A 16,718-nucleotide genomic window follows, 5' to 3' on the forward strand; every position below is an offset into this window, starting at 1 on the left:
CCTTCGACCGGCCCGTTGCTTCCAGTAGGGCTCCAAAGCGGACCATCGAGTGGGTGTCACCCCGCTGGGACTGAGCCCTGCGCATGCGGAAGTGCACTGGCTGAGGTCGGTTAGATGCGGCTACGCAGCGCCAGCCAGGGCGAGAACAGGGCGCTCTTGTCAGCGCATCGCCCATTCGCCGCTCTCAGAAATTCGGTCATGGTTCGGCCAAGGCGGACGCTGACAGCACCTTCCGCTCCCGCTGATAGCACTCCCGTCAACGCTGTCATCCCTGGCTGGAGCCTGTTTCCGGTGCTGTCAGCGGACAGCCGCTGAGAAGAGTCCGCCCGCCCCACCCCCGCGCCCGGGCGCCTCGTGTCAGCTCCCCGCCGGCACTCCGCCCGCCTTCCGCTCGCCGTCCGTGAGCCCTCCGTGCGCCCGCCGTCAGCCGGGCTCCCTTTCGTGGTCCGCGTCATCACCGACACGGCCCGCGAAGGGAACAGATCCATGACGACCGAACCGCTCAACCGCGCCGAGAGGGAGTTCCAGCTCCTCGACCTCGATGTCGCCGACCTCGCGGCGCAGCTCGTCCCCGCCACCGGCACCCCTCCCACCACCCTGGTCGAGCTGCGCGCCGCACTCCTGGACCGCACCACCGACCGCCGCTCGCGTGACGACGTCTGGCGGAGCCTGGTCGTGCGCGCACAGGACCGCGAGGAGTGGATGGTCGCCGCGATCGGCTTCGCCATGCCCGCGCTGCGCACCTGTGCCCGCGGCCTGTGCCGGGGCCTGGACCCGCGCACCGTCGAGGAGGTGGAGGAGGAGCTCCTCGCGGGTTTCGTCCACGCCGTCCGTGAGGCCGACACCGCCTGGCACCGCCTGCACTGGGCGCTGCGCTGCCGCGCCCAGCGTGCGGGCCTTCGGGCCCGGACCGCCGCGCTGCGTCAGCCGCTCCTCATGGCCGAACCGCCCGTCACCGCCGTCGTCCCCACCGGAACGCCGGACACGGTTCTCTGCCGGGCCGCTCGCCACGACGTGATCACCCCGGACGAGGCCGAGATCATCGGCCGCACCCGCCTGGAGGGCGTCTCCCTGGCCACGGTCGCCCGGGAGCGGGGAGTGCCGTACTGGCGCCTGGCCAAGCGCCGCGCCCGCGCCGAGGAGCGCCTGGCCGAGGCGATCCGCTCCCGCCAGCTCACCGACCGGGACGACCTGCTGCTCGTGGCCTGACCCGTGGCCCGACTCGTGGGCCCGACCCGTCGTGGTCCGAGCGTTGCGGCGGCTCCGCCCGCGTCACGGGCGGGCCGCCACGCGTCCCATCGACTCGTTTCCTTCCTCGCGCACGCGTCGCGGGGGAGCGCTCTCGGAAGGTGCGGGATGAGCATGTCGTGGTGTGTTCTGGCCGGGGCGGGGCCGCTCCTGCTGTCCGCCTCGCCGACGGAACTGGTCCTGCCCGGGCTGCACGCCGCCCAGGGCGAGGACCCCTACCTGTACGCGGTGCACGCGGTGGAGGTGGTCAGGAGGATCACCCGGCTGGTGCAGCTGCTCGCCGTCTCCCTGGCCACGCTCTTCATCGCGGTCTCCGGAGTGCGCTGGATGGTGGCGGGCGGCGAGCCCGGGGAGATCGACAAGGCCAAGCGCGGCATCTACGGGGCCTGCATTGGCTACCTCGTCGCCTTGGTGGGCGAGGTGCTGCTGCTGGCCCTGGACTACGTCGTCAAGTACGAGCAGGGCGTCTGATGTCCCCGGCCGAACCGGACGGGGCCGAGCAGGACCCCGCCGAGGTCTTCGACTGCGGGGTCCTGGAGGTCTCCTGCCACATCACCTCGTGGTTCCACGGCCTGGTCTCGGACGTGGTCAACCCGCTCTTCGGGTGGATGGCGGACAAGGCGTTCCACACCCCCGAACCCACGCCCGGGGTGACCGGTGTGTGGGAGGGCGTGTCGGCGGCGGTCAACACGGCCTACGCGCTGCTGATCCTGGCGGCGGGGCTGGTCGTCATGGCCCACCACAGCCTCCAGGCCCAGTACGGGGCGCGGGAGGTCCTGCCCCGCCTGGTGGTGGGGTTCGTCGCCTCGAACCTGTCGTTGGTCGTGGTGCGGCTGATGTCGGACTGGTCGACGGAGTTCGCCCGGGCGTTCGCCGCCGACGGGGTCAGCGCGGAGAGGGCGGCGCGGGCCCTGACCGAGCGGGTGGGGCCCTTCCTGCTGGAGGCGACGGCGTTCGTCGTGCTGCTCCTGCTGGTGCTCGTGGTGCTGCTGGTGGTGTGGTCCCTGGTCGAGATCGTCCGGATCGTCATCGTGATCCTGCTGACGGTGGGCGCGCCGCTGATGCTGATGTTCCACGCGCTGCCGCAGACCAACCGGATCGCCGAACTGTGGTGGCGGGCGATGACGGCCGTGTGCGTGGTCCCGATCGCGCAGGCGCTGGCCTTCGTGGCGCTGATGCGGGTGTTCTTCGAGGGGGACACCCAGGTGCTGTTCGGGGCCGCGCAGATCCTGAGCGGGGACGCGAACCTCTTCGACCTGTTCCTGCTCCTGGTCCTGGTCTACGTCCAGATCCGCATCCCGTTCTGGACCTACAAGGCAGTGCTGTCGGGGCACCGGGGCAGGTCGCCGGTGGTGTCCGCGGCCAAGTCCCTGACCTGGGCGGCCGTGCTCACCACCGCGGCGTTCGCGACCGGCGGTACCGCGGCGGCGGGCACGGCGGCGACCGGGGCGGTGCGGGGACGCCTGGGCTCGCTGCTGCGGACGGCCCACAACGCCAGGACCGTCCGTCGGGCCGGGGCCGTCCACCAGTCCAGCGCGATGCCGCGCCGCGTGCGGAACTGGAGGTTCGGCACCCCGAACGCCTCGACGCCGCCCGCCCGGCACGGCCCCGCCGTCTCGCGGTCCGCGCCTTCGAGCGCGGGGGAGCAGGGCGGTCCGGTACGCACACCGCCCGCAGGGCCCGGGCCCCGGACCTCGGGGCCGCGACCGCCGATCCACCGCCCGGACGGAAGGCCGACACCGCGAGCGGGAGCGAAGGCGCCGTGGACCGAGGGGGCCGACCAGGGCCGGTCGCGGAACCGCACACCGCCACGGACCGGACCGCGCGGCCCGAACCCACCGCACCACCCGCACCGCGCACCCGCGCCCGGCCCCGGGACGAACCCGCCGTGGACCGACCACACCCGTCCCGTCGGCCGAACCCCGCCGCGGACCGCGCCGCACGCGGACACACCGCGCCACCGCCCGCGTCCGGCACCGCCCCGGGCAGGCGGCAGCGTCCCGCACGAGCGCGCACGCGCACGCCCCGAACCCCGGCGGTGGCCGCCGCGCAGCCGTAGCGCCGGGGCCCACCGAGACGGGCCGCGCTGGCGATGGCGCTGGAACCCGTGGCGCACCTGACCACCAACAGCAGAAGGGGAAACCGACCGTGGACCACGAGGACTCCGTCTGGCACGCCCGCATCCCGGCCGACATCGACCGGCCCGAACCCGTCCTGTGGAACCTCACCGCCCGCCAACTGCTCCTGCTCACGCCCGCCGCGCTCACCACCTGGGCGCTGTTCTCACCGCTGGCGGGTTCCCTGCCGCTGTGGGCCTCGGTCGCCGTCAGCGCGGCGGTGCTCGCCCTGTCCTGGGTGCTCGCGCTCGGCCGACGCGACGGGATCGGCCTGGACCGACTCGCCGCGCTGTCCGTGCTCTGGCTGCTGCACGCCAAGCACCGCGCGCCCGCGACGCCGCGGGTCCGCCTGCCCCGGTGGGCGCCCAGGACCGCCCGTGGACCGCGCCTGGCACCGCTGAACCTGCCCGCCGCGGCGGTGCACGACGACGGAACCGTCGACCTGGGGCAGCGGTGCGCGGTGGTCCTGACCTGCTCCACCGTGCCCTTCCACCTGGCCTCCGGGCAGGAACAGGACCAGATCCTGGCCGGTTTCGCCGCCTTCCTGGACTCCCTGACCGAGCCCGCCCAGTTCGTCGTCCAGCGCCGCCGGACGGACCTGGACGCGCACGTACGCGGCGCCCGCGACCGGGCCCGGACGCTCCCGCACCCCAGGCTCAGGCGCGCGGCCCTGGCGCACGGGGCCTTCCTCGACGACCTCCAGCGCCGCCACCAGCTCGTCCACCACCGGGTGCTGCTGGTCCTGACCGCCGACGGCCCCGTCCGCGAGGTGGGCGAGGGACTGCTGTGGCGGGCGGAGGACGCGGTGTCCCAGCTCGCCGCCCTCGGCGTGCGCGCCCGCCTGTGCGACGGCCCCGCCGCCGAGCGCGTGCTGCGCTCCTCCCTGAACCCGGATTCGGGGACCCGCCCGCTGACCACCACGCAGGAGGAGCGATGACCGTGCACGATCGACGGACCCCGGGCGGACCCGCCGTCCGCCTGTACCCGCGCCGCCTGGACCTGGACGGGCGCCTGACCCAGACCATGATCGTCACCGGCTACCCGCACGACGTCCACGCCGGGTGGGCCGACCCGCTGCTCACCTACCCCGGCCACGTCGACATCGCCGTCCACGTCGTTCCGGTCCCCGGACAGGTCGCCGCGCACCGGTTGCGCCGACGCCGGGCCCGCCTGGAATCGGCCTGGCGGACCGACGCCGCCCGGGGAGGGCTGGAGGACCCCCAGCGGGCGGCCGCGGCGCAGGACGCCGCCCTGCTGGCCGAACGCGTGGCGGGCGGGGAGGCGCGGCTGTTCCGGCTCGCGGTGTACCTGACGGTGCACGCCGCCACCCCGGAGGAGCTGGACGCCGAGGTGGGCCGCCTGTCCGCGCTGGCCGGTTCGATCCTGGTCGACCTGGCCCCGGCCACCTACCGGCCCCTGGCCGGGTGGATCGCCACCCTGCCGCTGGGCACCGACCCGGTGGGCGCGGCGCGGACCATGGACACCGACGCGGTCGCCGCGCTCATGCCGCTGTCCTCGCCCGATCTGGCCGCCGAGTTGGGGGAGACCGCGGTCGTCTACGGGGAGAACGTCCACTCCGGCGGACTGGTCGCCTGGGACCGGTTCAACGGCGGCCTGGACAACGGCAACGCGGTCATCCTGGCCCGCAGCGGCAGCGGCAAGTCCTACCTCGCCAAGCTCGAACTCCTGCGCGCCCTGTACGCGGGGGTGCGGGCCAGCGTCATCGACCCCACCGACGAGTACGCCGCCATGGCCGACGCGGTGGGCGGCCGGCATGTGCGGCTGGGGCGGCCGGACGGGCGCCTCAACCCCTTCGACCTGGCCGGGACCGGGGAGGAGGCCTTCACCACCAGGGTCCTGTTCCTGCACACCCTGGTCTCGGTCATGGTCGGAGCCCTGGACGCGGCCGAGAGCGCCGCCCTGGACCGGGCGGTGCTGGCCGCCTACGCCGAACGCGGCATCACGCGCGATCCCGCCACCTGGAACCGCACGCCGCCGATCCTGGCCGACCTCGTCGCCGTCCTGCGCGGCACCGGAGACGGTGCCGACCACGGGAGCGACCGCGCCCGGACCGCGCACCTGCTGGCCGACAAGCTGGCGCCCTTCACCGACGGCTCCCACCGGGGACTGTTCGACGGCCCCAGCACCGCCAAGCTCACCGGCCACCTCACGGTCGTCTCGCTGCGCCACCTGCCCGACGAGCTGCGCACCAGCGGCCTCCTGCTGGTCCTGGACGCCCTGTGGTCCCAGGTCCGCGACTCCGCCCACCGCCAGCCACGGCTGATCACCATCGACGAGGTCTGGTCGCTGCTGCGCGACCCCGTCGGCGCCAAATACCTGTTCAACCTCGCCAAGAACGCCCGCCGCCACTGGGCCGGACTGACCCTGGTCACCCAGGACGTGGCCGACCTGCTCGCCACCGACCTCGGGCGCGCGGTGGCCGCCAACGCCGCCACCCAGATCCTGCTCCACCAGGCCCCGCAGAACCTCGACGCCGTGTGCGAGTCCTTCCACCTCTCGCACGGCGAACGGCAGATCGTCGCCACCGCCGAACGCGGCAGCGCGCTGCTCACCTCCGGGCACCACCGGGCGGTGTTCCGCGCCCTGGCCTCACCCGAGGAACACCGGTTGATCACCACCGACCCCGCCGAACTCGCCCGCATGGAAAGGGAAGGCCGCGAATGATCACCGTCGACCCCGCGTTCTTGGCCGCTGCTGCCGCGGCGGCCGCGTCCGCCCTGTGCGCGTGGGCGGCCTGGGTGCTGGCCTGGCGCCTGGCCCGCACCGCTTATCTGTCGCGCGGCGCGAAGGTCCTGGAGGTGCACGCACCGCCGGAGGCCACCGTCGACCACGCCCGCGCGTTCTGGTCCCACACCCTGGGCCTGCTGCGCCCGCGCTGGACCCACCGGCTCCTGCCGCCGCACCTGGCCTGGGAGTACGTCGCCTCCGCGGCGGGGGTGTGTGTCCAGCTCTGGATTCCGGGCACCGTCAACGCCCGCGCGCTGGAGCGGGCCGTGGCCGCCGCCTGGCCCGGCGCCACCACCAGCCTGCGGCCCGCCACCGCCTCCGTTCCGCGCGGAGAACACGTCTTCGGCCACTGGATCGCCATGGCGCGCGGCGACCATTACCCGCTGCGCGCCAAGTTCGCCGACGACCCGTTGCGCGGCCTCTTCGGGGAGCTCGCCGACCTCGCGCCCGGCCAGCACGCGGTCCTGCGCGTGTGCGCCCGCCCCGCCACCGCCACCAGGGCCGCCCGAGCCCGCTCCGCCGCCGCCCGCCTGCGCGGCCTACACGCCTCGCCCCTGTCCGGGGCGGCGGTGCGCACACCCGCTTACCCGGGCGTCACCGACGACGTCCGCGCCATCCTCAACAAGTCCGCCGCACCCCGCCTGGCCTGCCAGATCAGCTGCCTGACCACCACCGAGCACGCCGGAGAGCAGGCCCGCCGACGCCTGTGCGCCCGCACCCGCGCCATCGCCGCCACCCTGGCCGCCTACACCTCCGGGCTCAACGCGCTCAGCCGCCGGTGGATGCCCTTCCCTGTTCTGTGGACGGGCCGCCGCCACCTCGCCCGCGGCTACCTGCTCACCACCGACGAACTCGCCGCGATCGCTCACCTGCCCACCGACGCCGCCGTCCCCGGCCTCACCCGCGCCAGCGCCCGCCGCGTCGCGCCCGGCCCCGACCTGCCCCGCGCGGGCCGCGTCCGCGTTCTGGGCGAGGCCGACGCCGGACCGCGCCGACCCGTCGCCTGCGGAATCGAGGAGGCCCGCCAGCACACCCACGTCATGGGCAAGACCGGATCGGGAAAGTCCACCCTGCTGGCCAGCATGATCTGCCAGGACGCCGAGGCCGGACGCAGCGCCCTGGTCATCGAACCGCGCGGCGACCTGGTCCTGGACGTCCTGGACCGCCTGCCCAAGCGCGCGGTCGGGCGCACGGTCGTGTTCGACCCGGCCGACCCCGCGCCGCCGCCCCGGCTCAACATCCTCCAACTCGGCACCCCCGAGCACGCCGCCGACACCGTCACCGGCATCTTCCGCCGGGTCTACGCCGACTCCTGGGGCCCGCGCACCGAGGACATCCTGCGCGCCGGCACGCTCACCCTCGCCCGCGCCCAGGACCCCGGCCTGACCCTCGGACACATCCCGCGCCTGCTGGGCGACGACGCCTGGCGCGCCCGGCTGCTGCTCTCCGCCCGGGCCACGGGAGCGCTCGGCGAGTTCTGGCGCTGGTACGAACGCCAGAGCCCGCAGATGCGCGCCGCCGCCACCGACCCGGTCCTGAACAAGCTGCGCACGATCCTGCTGCGCCCCTGGGCGGCGGCCGTCCTGGCCTCGGGCGCCTCCACCCTGGACCTGCCCGCCCTGCTCGACCACGGCGGCCTGGTCCTCATGCGCCTGCCCAAGGGGCGCCTGGGCGAGGACACCGCCTCCCTCGTCGGTACCATCGCCCTGGCCGCCGCCTGGAACGCCGTCACCGCCCGCGCCGACGTCCCCGAACGCGAACGCCCCGACACCACCGTCTACCTCGACGAGGCCGCGAACTTCCTGCGCCTGCCGGGATCACTGGCCGACATGCTCGCCGAGGCCCGCGGTTACCGCGCCGGGCTGGTCATCGCCCACCAGGAGCTGGGACAGCTGTCCGCCCAGACCCGCGCCGCCGTGGCGGCGAACTGCCGCACGAAGGTGTTCTTCAACGCCTCCCCGGACGACGCGGCCAAGCTCGAACGCCACACGCTCCCGCACCTGAACGCCTACGACCTGTCCCACCTGGGCCCCTACCAGGCCGTGGTGCGCACCCTCCACGGCGCCGCCGAACTGCCCGCCGCCACCATGCGCACGCTCGCGCTGCCCGACCCGGTCCGGGGCCGCGCCCGCCAGGTCCGCCGGGCCGCCCGCCGCTTCAGCCCCACTCCGACCCGCACCGAGGGAACCGATCCGCGACAGCGAGGGGAAACACGCTGATGGGCACCACCGACCTGACCGACCGCGACGTCCACATCCTCCAGGCCCTGCACGCCCACCGCGTCCTGACCACCCCGCACGTCGGAGCGCTGTTCTTCCGCGGCACCAGCCCCCGCGCCGTGCAGCGCCGCCTGCTCAAGCTGGCCGCGGACGGGTTCACCGACCGCTTCCTGCCGCCGCACACGCACGCCCGCGTCCCCTACCACTGGACCCTCGGCAGGGAGGGCGCCCGCGTGCTCGCCGACCGCTGGCACACCACCGTGGACGGCATCGGCTACCGACCCGAGTTCCACCGCAACCTGGTGATCTCACGCCAGCTCGGCCACGTGACCGGCCTGGCCCAGACCTACGTGTGCTTCGCGGTCGGCGCGCGCCTCACCCGGGGGGCGGCCCTCCAGCGCTGGTGGTCCGAGGCCCGGTGCCGCGAGATCTGGGGACACCACGTGCGCCCCGACGGCTACCTGCGCTGGCGCCAGGACGGCACCACCCTGGACGCCTTCGTGGAGTTCGACACCGGAAGCGAGCCGCTCCTGCGCGTCGCGGCCAAAGTCAGCCGCTACCGCGACCTGGCCGAGGAGACCGGCCTGCGCTCCCCGGTCCTGTTCGTGGTCACCTCGTCCGGGCGCCTCACCTCGCTGTGCCACGCCCTCGGCGCGGGCGGGGAGGAGGTGCCGGTCCACGTCACCACCCTGGAACAGCTCGACCGCTTCGGTCCCACCCGCCCCGTCTGGCGCCGAGCGGGCGACGCGACCTGCGCGGTCCGCCCGCTCGTCGCGCTCGCCTGAACCGGCGGCGGTGGCGATGCTCAAAGCGGCCCTCGGAGCGGCCGTCGGCCTGCTCCTGCTGGTGCCCCTGATCGGGGCCGTGGCCATCGGCGGAGAGGAACGCGAGCGCGAGGCCGACGCCCGGACGCTCCGGGTGCCGGGGGTCTCCGCTGTCCTCCTGGACGCCTACCGCAGGGCCGCCGAGCGCCTCGCCCACCTGCACCCGGGCTGCACGGGCATGAGCTGGCCGATCCTGGCGGGGATCGGCCACGAGGAGTCCCACCACGCGGCCGGGCACGACATCGACGAGAACGGCGACACCGACCCGCCCGTCATCGGCCCCCGCCTGGACGGAACCGGGGCGGGCGACAACTGGACCCCGCACCCGGACACCGACGGCGGCCGCTGGGACGGCGACACCGAGTTCGACGCGGCCGTCGGCGTCACTCAGCTCCTGCCCGCCTGGTGGGCGGAGTTCGGTGTGGACGGCAACGGTGATGGCCGGGCGGACCCGCACAACGTCTACGACGCCGCCCTGGCCACCGCGGTGGAGCTGTGCACCAGTCATGCCGAGGACACGGTCGACTTCACCGACCCGGAGCAGCTCCGCGCGGCGCTGTTTCGCTACAACGCCTGGGACGACTACGTCGAGAGCGTCATGGAGCACATCGCCGAGTACGAGGAGATCGCCGCGGCAGCCGCCGCCTCCGACAGCGGGCACACGGTTCCGGGGGAGGGAAGCGAGCGGGGGAGGGCGTCCGCGGAGTGGGCGCTCGGGCAGGTCGGCAAGCCGTATGTGTGGGGCGGTGTGGGGCCCGACGGCTTCGACTGCTCGGGGCTGACCATGATGGCCTGGAGAGCCGCTGGGGTGTCGATCCCGCGGGTGACCACCGACCAGGTCAACATCGGGACCCGGGTTTCGCTGGACACTCTTGTACCGGGAGACCTGCTCTTCTACGACACCGGGAGCGGGCCCGCGCCCTCACACGTGACCATGTACGTCGGCGACGGCCAGATGGTCAACGCTCCTCGTACGGGTACGACCATCCGGGTGGAACCGGTTGACGGGCCGTACTACTCGGCTCGCTTCATGTCCGCTGTGCGTCCCGCCTGAAGGGCTTGATCGGATGCTGGAGCGGATCCTTGGCTCCTGTTGTGTGAGGATGGACGCATGCGGGCCACGATGGTGGTCGGCATGTCCCAGAGAAGATTGCGGGGAGATAACGGCTCGCGTCTTCGCAGGTCGTTAAGCGTGAGCCCCGCGCACGCGGGGATGGATCAAGCCCGGACGCAAACGGCCGGGCTTCGCTCTAGTGAGCCTCGCGCACGCGGGGATGGATCGACAGGATCAAAAGGGTTCATGGGTCAAGATCCCTAGGGTTGAAGCTCCTGAACCACCTCTGCGATCTGGAGGGGGTCGAACCCTTCGAGATCTGAAGGAAACCATGAAAACCTCAGCCCGTTGGCTGCTGTATCCTCTGCCAGACCCATGGCGGTGAGCACATGACTCGGCGTGTACGAGGCGCTGGTGCATGCAGATCCTGTGGCCACTGCTGCAAGGTCTTTGAGTCTCACGATCAGAGCTTCGGCATCCACCCCCTCGAAGGACACATTCAAGATGTGCGGAATCATGTGCTCGGGGTCACCATTGACTTGGTGACGGGTGTCGGTGAGTGCGGCCAGGAGGCTCTTGCGGAAGAGCAGAGCCTGATCCGCCCACTCCTCTCGTTCCTTGAGGAAGATCTCGGTGGCCTTAGCCAGGCCCATGATCAACGGGACGGGGAGCGTACCCGGACGGAGCTTTCGTTCTTGCCCACCGCCGTACATCAGCGGCTGTAGGGGAATCTTGTTCCATCCTCGACGTCGGATCACCAGTGCGCCGATGCCCTTGGGAGCTCCGACCTTGTGACCGCTGATGCTGATCATGTCGATAGGGGCGGCCAGGTCCTCCTGTCGCTTGCCGAAGCCCTGCGCGGCGTCGACATGGAGGTAAGTGGGCGTTTGACTGAGGATGTGCGCTAGTTCAGCGACCGGCTGTACGACCCCGGTCTCGTTGTTGACGTGCATGAGGGACACCATCAGGGTGTCTGGCCGCAACCGTTCCTGGACGGCTTCCAGCTCGATGCGGCCAGACGGCCCGGGCTTGAGGAAGTCGACTTCGAATCCCTGTGCTTGGAGGTGCTCCAGGGGTTCGATGACAGCTTTGTGCTCGATCGCTGAGGAGATGATGTGGCGGCGCCCGGTCTCTTCACCATGGGGGGCAAGACCCAGAAGAGCCAGGTTGTTACTCTCGGTAGCTCCACTTGTGAAGATCAACTCGTCGGGTTTGGCCCCGACCGTGCCCGCGAGATAGGTGCGCGCCTGCTGCACAGCGCGCTTGGCATGGGTGCCGAACTCATGCGTACGGCTGCCCGCGTTGCCGAACTCCTCGGTCATCCAGTGCACCACGACGTCCGCTACGCGTGGGTCCACGCGTGTAGTCGCCGCTACGTCCAGATAAGCCACCATGCCGACTCCCTGTGGTTGTGAGACCCACCAAATTTAACGGCCAGAACGTCAAAGGCTAGACGTACTTGCACTACTGTGACACTGGTGAGTTCACGTACTGCAGCGCGCGCCGCACACGGGACTACCTCTGCCGGCTTCGAATACACCTTCCCCGCGATCCGCGGAGTCCAGGCAGGGCGTGAGTTCTACACGTCCATGTGCCCCCTGCGCCTCATCCCCAGAATTTTCCTCTTCGACGACGAGGAGCTCGCACCCGAGGTCCGAGCTCAACGTGTGCTCAACAAGGGACGGCTCCCCACACTGACGCGCTACCTCTTGGACAACCCCAACGACTACGTCTTCAGTGCGCTGACCGCCTCGATCGACGGTGACATCCAGTTCGACGCGATGGCCGACCAAGGACCCGGCATGCGCGTCGGGCAGATCCGGATCCCGATGGACGCCCGGTTCGTGATCAACGACGGTCAGCATCGCCGCGCCGCGATCGAGCTCGCTCTGAACGAGCGACCAGAACTAGCCGACGAGACGATCGCCGTGGTCTTCTTCCACGATGCCGGGCTGGAACGCTGCCAACAGATGTTCGCCGACCTCAACAGGCACGCAGTGCGCCCAGCCCGCTCTATTGGGGTTCTTTACGACCACCGTGACCCCCAAGCCGTGCTAGCGCGCTTGCTGGCCCTGCGTTGTCCGGTGTTCAAGGGCCACGTCGACATGGAACGCAGCACCCTGTCCGCCAAGTCCAGCAAGCTCTTCACCTTGAGCTCGGTCTACAACGCCACCCACGCTCTCCTGCGTGACCTCAACTTGTCCCCGGACACGGACGAGGCATGCAATCTCGCCCAGCGCTACTGGGAGGCCATCGACGGTCTGATCCCGGAGTGGGGGATGGTGCGCCGTAGGGACCTGCTCGCCCGTGAGGTTCGCAAGGACTTCATCCACAGCCACGGCCTGGCTTTGCATGCCCTGGGCAGGGTGGGGAACACTCTTCTTCGCGAATCCACTGACGAGGTTTCCTGGAAACAGCGTCTTGCCCCGGTGGGCAAGGTGGATTGGTCACGTACGAATACGGACTGGGAAGGCCGGGCCATCGTCGGCGGGCGTGTGTCCAAGAGCCACCAGAACACCGTCCTGACCACCAACTACCTCCGCCAACACCTCGGGCTGCCCTTGAGCGACGAAGAGCAGCAGCTGGAAGACGCCTACCTGCGAGGAGAAGTAGAGGTATGAGCACCCCCACGAAGACGAAGAAGCCGTTCGAAGGCAGCACGCTCAATGCCGTGGTGGCGGAGCTGACTGCGGAGATCCGGGAGCTATACACCGCAGACGAGGTGCCCTGGGTCGTCGGCTACAGCGGAGGTAAGGACTCCACCGCGGTCCTGCAGCTGGTCTGGTTGGCGCTTCAAGGACTCCCCGCGGAAAAGCGGACCAAGCCGGTCCACGTCATCTCCACTGACACCCTGGTGGAGAACCCGATCGTCGCAAGCTGGGTCTCGCAGTCACTCGACACCATGGGACAAGCTGCTGAAGAACAAGGGCTCCCGGTCAGCCCCCATCGCCTCACCCCCGAGGTCAAGGACACCTTCTGGGTCGGTCTGATCGGCAAGGGCTACCCTGCGCCACGACCCAAGTTCCGATGGTGCACTGAGCGCCTTAAGATCAAGCCCTCCAACAGCTTCATCCGTAGCGTCGTCGACGAATACGGTGAGGCCATCCTCGTGCTGGGCACTCGCAAGGCCGAGAGCCAGATCCGCGCACGGACCATGGCGAAGCACGAGAAGCGTCGTGTCCGTGATCGACTCTCTCCTAACGGGAACCTTCCCAATTCCCTCGTCTACAGCCCGATCGAGGCCTGGAGCACTGACGAGGTGTGGATGTTCCTCATGCAGCAGGCCAACCCCTGGGGGCACCCCAACAAGGACCTGCTGACCATGTACCAAGGCGCATCCGCTGATAGCGAGTGCCCTCTTGTCGTGGACAGCACCACACCCTCCTGTGGTGACAGCCGCTTCGGTTGCTGGACGTGCACACTCGTCGACCAGGACAAGTCGATGACGGCCATGATCCACAACGACGAAGAGAAAGCGTGGATGCAGCCGCTCCTAGATCTGCGTGATGAGCTGGACGTGGCTGACGACACCCCCTTGCGGGATTTCCGCAAGATGGACGGCCGTATCCAGCTCTTCGGAGACCGCATCGTTCATGGACCATACAAGCAGGAAGCACGCGAACAGTGGCTACGCAAGCTCCTGGAAGCACAAGCTTGGGTCCGAGAAAACGCCCCTGAACATGTCCGCGGGATCGAACTGATCACGATGGATGAACTCCACGAGATCCGACGGCTGTGGGTCTTCGACAAGCATGAGGTCGAGGACAAGCTCCCCCGTATCTATGAAGAGTGCACTGGGAAAGCTTTTCCAGGAAAGCCCTTGGACGATCAGCTGACACTCGGAGCAGACGAGATGCAGATGCTTCGAGAGATCTGCGAAGACGCTCTCCACTTCAGTACAGTCCGGGAACTTCTGGCAGTGGAACGAAAATTCCGCACCATGAACCGCCGATCAGGCCTGTTCGAAAAACTCGAGACAGCTGTCAAGAAAGGCGCCTGGAGCGGAAAAGACGAAGCTTTGGCTTATACGCAAGAGCGTTACAAGCGGCGTCAGCTTCCCCTGATCGAAACCGGAAATACTTCAGATGCTACTGCGTAAAATAACCCTAAAAAACTTCGGAGCTTACCTCGGGGAGCAAACCCTAGAACTGGCAACCGAACCTAACAAGCCGATTGTATTGATCGGTGGCCTTAACGGATGCGGGAAGACTACGCTGCTCGATGCCATCCAACTCGCCCTATACGGGCCGAGGGCCCGGTGCAGTGGGCGAGGAAATCGCCCTTATGATGCCTATCTTCGCGAAAGCATAAATCGCCAAGTCGACCCCCGCGAGGGGACTTGGATCCGCCTCGAATTCAGCCTTGCAGTCGAGGGAAGCGAACGTCATTACAGGGTGACCCGCCGCTGGTTCCTCGAAGGAAATAAAATTCGGGAAGCGGTAGGAATCGAAATCGATGGATCTTATGATCCGGTGATTAGCAGTGGATGGGCAGATCACATTGAGGATCTACTTCCGCTTGAAATCGCCTCTCTTTTCTTTTTCGATGGAGAAAAGATCGAATCCCTGGCGGACACCCGCCAAGCAGCAACAGTGATTGAATCGGCTGTTCAATCTCTCCTTGGCATCAACACCATTCGACAACTGCGAACCGACTTGGTTGCTTTGGAAAAGAGGAACGCTTCTTCCAAGGCGGACAAGGAGACTGCGGCAAAGCTTGAGTCAATGCACGATGAACTGAGGTTGCGTGAGGCGGCAGTAGAAGAATCGCTACAAAAGCGCGCAAGCATTCAGAGCAAAGTTGACCAGGCCAGGAAAAATCTTGCTGATGCGGAACGCTCTTTTGAAAAAGAAGGCGGCTCTTACTACGAACGTCGCGTATCCTTGGAAGCCGAGCGAGTCGCCATCGCCAAGCAGCGGGACTCTGTGCGCCAGTCCTTGATTATGCTTGCCAGCGGGGCTCTTCCGCTCTCGCTTCTGTCGAAGCAGACGTGGATGGTACTGGATCAGGTCGAGCAGGAGCGGGAAGCAGTCACGAACGCCCAGCTCCTTGAAGTCCTTCGCGAGCGAGATCAATGGCTCCTAAAGAGCTTCGAAAACGAAGGAAAAGCGTCTGATCTTGGCGTATTGGCGGAGAGGCTGGCAGAGGATCGCCGACTTCGCGAGCAAAAATCATCGACCGAATATGTGTACGGGTTGACTGAAGAGTCCTATGACCAACTTCGTGCGCTCCCTCAAATTTTGTCCTTAGAGCAGAGGCAGGCCAGTGACCTGACTGGCGATATGAAAAGGCTAAATGAAAAGATAGAGAGCCTTGATCGCCAACTCGCGGGAGTCCCGGCTGAGGATGTCATTGAAAAGAAGCTGAAAGATCGTGACGCAGCAATTCGCCGGGTAGCTGAACTTGAGGGAGTTCTAGCTACTGTCAACGCGGAGTATGAGCAATGTGTACGCCAGCGCGAACAGACACAGGCTGCTTTGGAGCGCGAGCATCGAGCCAGCATTGACTTGCTTGAAAAAACAGAGGATGCGGCTCGTATCATCGAGTATTCCAGTAAGATCCGAACCACATTGGATCAGTTCGGGAAAGCTCTTCTTGAGCGTAGGATCAACGGCCTCGAGGTCGCAGTCCTAGATAGTTTCAGCAAGCTCATGAGAAAGAATGGGCTCGTTAAGGATCTGCGAATTGACACCGCCAAGTACAATATTGTTCTAGTTGGTGAAGATGGCGAACCCCTGGAGCCCAATCGCCTCAGTGCCGGCGAACGTCAGCTGCTTGCCGTATCACTCCTCTGGGGTATCGCACGTGTTGCCGGAAACCGCCTCCCCAGTGTTATCGATACCCCGCTCGGGCGCCTGGACAGTCAGCATAGAGAGCATCTGGTCGAACGCTATTTTCCTAATGCCAGTCATCAGGTATTGCTGTTGTCGACTGATGAAGAGATCGATGAGCGCTTGCTTGGCATGCTGAAACCCTATATTGCCCATGCATACACGCTTACACACGACGACTCCAGTCTGACGACAACCGTGGAACCTGGATATTGGTGGATGATGGGAGCTGCGCATGTCTCTTGAAACGGTCCGCCTTTCCCAAACTGCCAAGGAACAACTCTCCAGGTTGAAGCGCGCAACAGGAATCAAGCACTGGAATATTCTGTGCAGGTGGGCTCTAGCTACCTCTCTGGACGACGAGTCTCCTCCGCTGGTCAGAGAAGTGACCACAGATTCCAATGTCGAGATGACATGGAAAACTTTCTCCGGCCAGTATGCAGATATCTATCTGGCGGTACTCAAGCTCAGGTGCATACAGGACGGTAAAGAGCCAACGGAAGAAAATCTCGGCCATACGCTCACCGTTCACATACATCGCGGGATTGGATATCTTGCTGGACGGCGCGATCTTAAGAGTATCACTGACCTCGTGAACACAAAAATGGCATAAAGGGCTTCCTTGGGGAAGGCCTGTGGCTTCTCCCGTAACGTTCCCTGTCCTCGTGCACGCAGAC

13 protein-coding genes are annotated in these 16,718 nt (G+C 67.9%); 12 read left to right on the forward strand and 1 reads right to left on the reverse strand.

The window, feature by feature from the left end; genetic code table 11:
• Nucleotides 1–486: 486 nt before the first annotated feature.
• From G011_RS0106490 to G011_RS0106525, 8 genes are all read left to right on the forward strand, one after another.
• Nucleotides 487–1,209 carry a hypothetical protein gene (locus G011_RS0106490; protein ID WP_019607763.1) on the forward strand — a complete coding sequence of 241 codons (723 nt, stop codon included), beginning with the start codon at nt 487–489 and terminating at the stop codon, nt 1,207–1,209.
• Nucleotides 1,210–1,362: 153 nt separating this feature from the next.
• Nucleotides 1,363–1,719, forward strand: a complete 357-nt coding sequence (locus tag G011_RS0106495; RefSeq protein ID WP_231391391.1) for a pilin — start codon at nt 1,363–1,365, stop codon at nt 1,717–1,719.
• Nucleotides 1,719–3,368: a hypothetical protein gene (locus G011_RS0106500; protein ID WP_026338081.1), complete on the forward strand. Its 1,650-nt coding sequence runs from the start codon at nt 1,719–1,721 to the stop codon at nt 3,366–3,368. Before G011_RS0106495 ends, G011_RS0106500 begins: the two co-directional genes overlap by 1 nt.
• 28 nt (nt 3,369–3,396) lie before the next feature.
• Entirely contained in the window at nt 3,397–4,302 is a 906-nt protein-coding gene (locus G011_RS0106505) for a PrgI family protein (RefSeq protein ID WP_019607765.1), read from the forward strand.
• Entirely contained in the window at nt 4,299–6,050 is a 1,752-nt protein-coding gene (locus tag G011_RS0106510; protein WP_019607766.1) for a VirB4 family type IV secretion system protein, read from the forward strand. The genes G011_RS0106505 and G011_RS0106510 overlap by 4 nt, the downstream gene beginning before the upstream one ends.
• Nucleotides 6,047–8,332 carry a type IV secretory system conjugative DNA transfer family protein gene (locus tag G011_RS0106515; RefSeq protein WP_019607767.1) on the forward strand — a complete coding sequence of 762 codons (2,286 nt, stop codon included), beginning with the start codon at nt 6,047–6,049 and terminating at the stop codon, nt 8,330–8,332. The genes G011_RS0106510 and G011_RS0106515 overlap by 4 nt, the downstream gene beginning before the upstream one ends.
• The gene (locus G011_RS0106520) at nt 8,332–9,117 is read left to right on the forward strand and encodes a replication-relaxation family protein (protein ID WP_019607768.1); all 786 of its coding nucleotides are present in this window, start codon (nt 8,332–8,334) and stop codon (nt 9,115–9,117) included. The genes G011_RS0106515 and G011_RS0106520 overlap by 1 nt, the downstream gene beginning before the upstream one ends.
• 16 nt (nt 9,118–9,133) lie before the next feature.
• Entirely contained in the window at nt 9,134–10,210 is a 1,077-nt protein-coding gene (locus G011_RS0106525; protein WP_036552323.1) for a bifunctional lytic transglycosylase/C40 family peptidase, read from the forward strand.
• A 260-nt stretch (nt 10,211–10,470) separates the two neighbouring features.
• Here G011_RS0106525 and dndA read toward each other — a convergent pair whose 3' ends face one another.
• Nucleotides 10,471–11,604 carry a cysteine desulfurase DndA gene (gene dndA / locus G011_RS0106530; RefSeq protein WP_019607770.1) on the reverse strand — a complete coding sequence of 378 codons (1,134 nt, stop codon included), beginning with the start codon at nt 11,602–11,604 and terminating at the stop codon, nt 10,471–10,473.
• A gap of 84 nt (nt 11,605–11,688) precedes the next feature.
• Between dndA and dndB the strand changes: the two genes are divergently transcribed.
• From dndB to dndE, 4 genes are read left to right on the forward strand one after another with little or no spacing between them, the layout of a single operon-like run.
• Nucleotides 11,689–12,831 (forward strand): DNA sulfur modification protein DndB, encoded by a 1,143-nt coding sequence (dndB, locus tag G011_RS0106535; RefSeq protein ID WP_026338082.1) that lies wholly within the window; start codon nt 11,689–11,691, stop codon nt 12,829–12,831.
• Nucleotides 12,828–14,309 (forward strand): DNA phosphorothioation system sulfurtransferase DndC, encoded by a 1,482-nt coding sequence (gene dndC, locus G011_RS0106540; protein WP_019607772.1) that lies wholly within the window; start codon nt 12,828–12,830, stop codon nt 14,307–14,309. The genes dndB and dndC overlap by 4 nt, the downstream gene beginning before the upstream one ends.
• On the forward strand, nt 14,296–16,287 hold the full coding sequence (dndD, locus tag G011_RS29570) for a DNA sulfur modification protein DndD (RefSeq protein ID WP_036552292.1): 1,992 nt from the start codon (nt 14,296–14,298) through the stop codon (nt 16,285–16,287). The genes dndC and dndD overlap by 14 nt, the downstream gene beginning before the upstream one ends.
• Entirely contained in the window at nt 16,277–16,654 is a 378-nt protein-coding gene (gene dndE, locus G011_RS30525; RefSeq protein ID WP_051104329.1) for a DNA sulfur modification protein DndE, read from the forward strand. Before dndD ends, dndE begins: the two co-directional genes overlap by 11 nt.
• Nucleotides 16,655–16,718: the final 64 nt, after the last annotated feature.

The organism is Nocardiopsis sp. CNS-639, from assembly GCF_000381685.1.
Classification (GTDB): domain Bacteria; phylum Actinomycetota; class Actinomycetes; order Streptosporangiales; family Streptosporangiaceae; genus Nocardiopsis; species Nocardiopsis dassonvillei.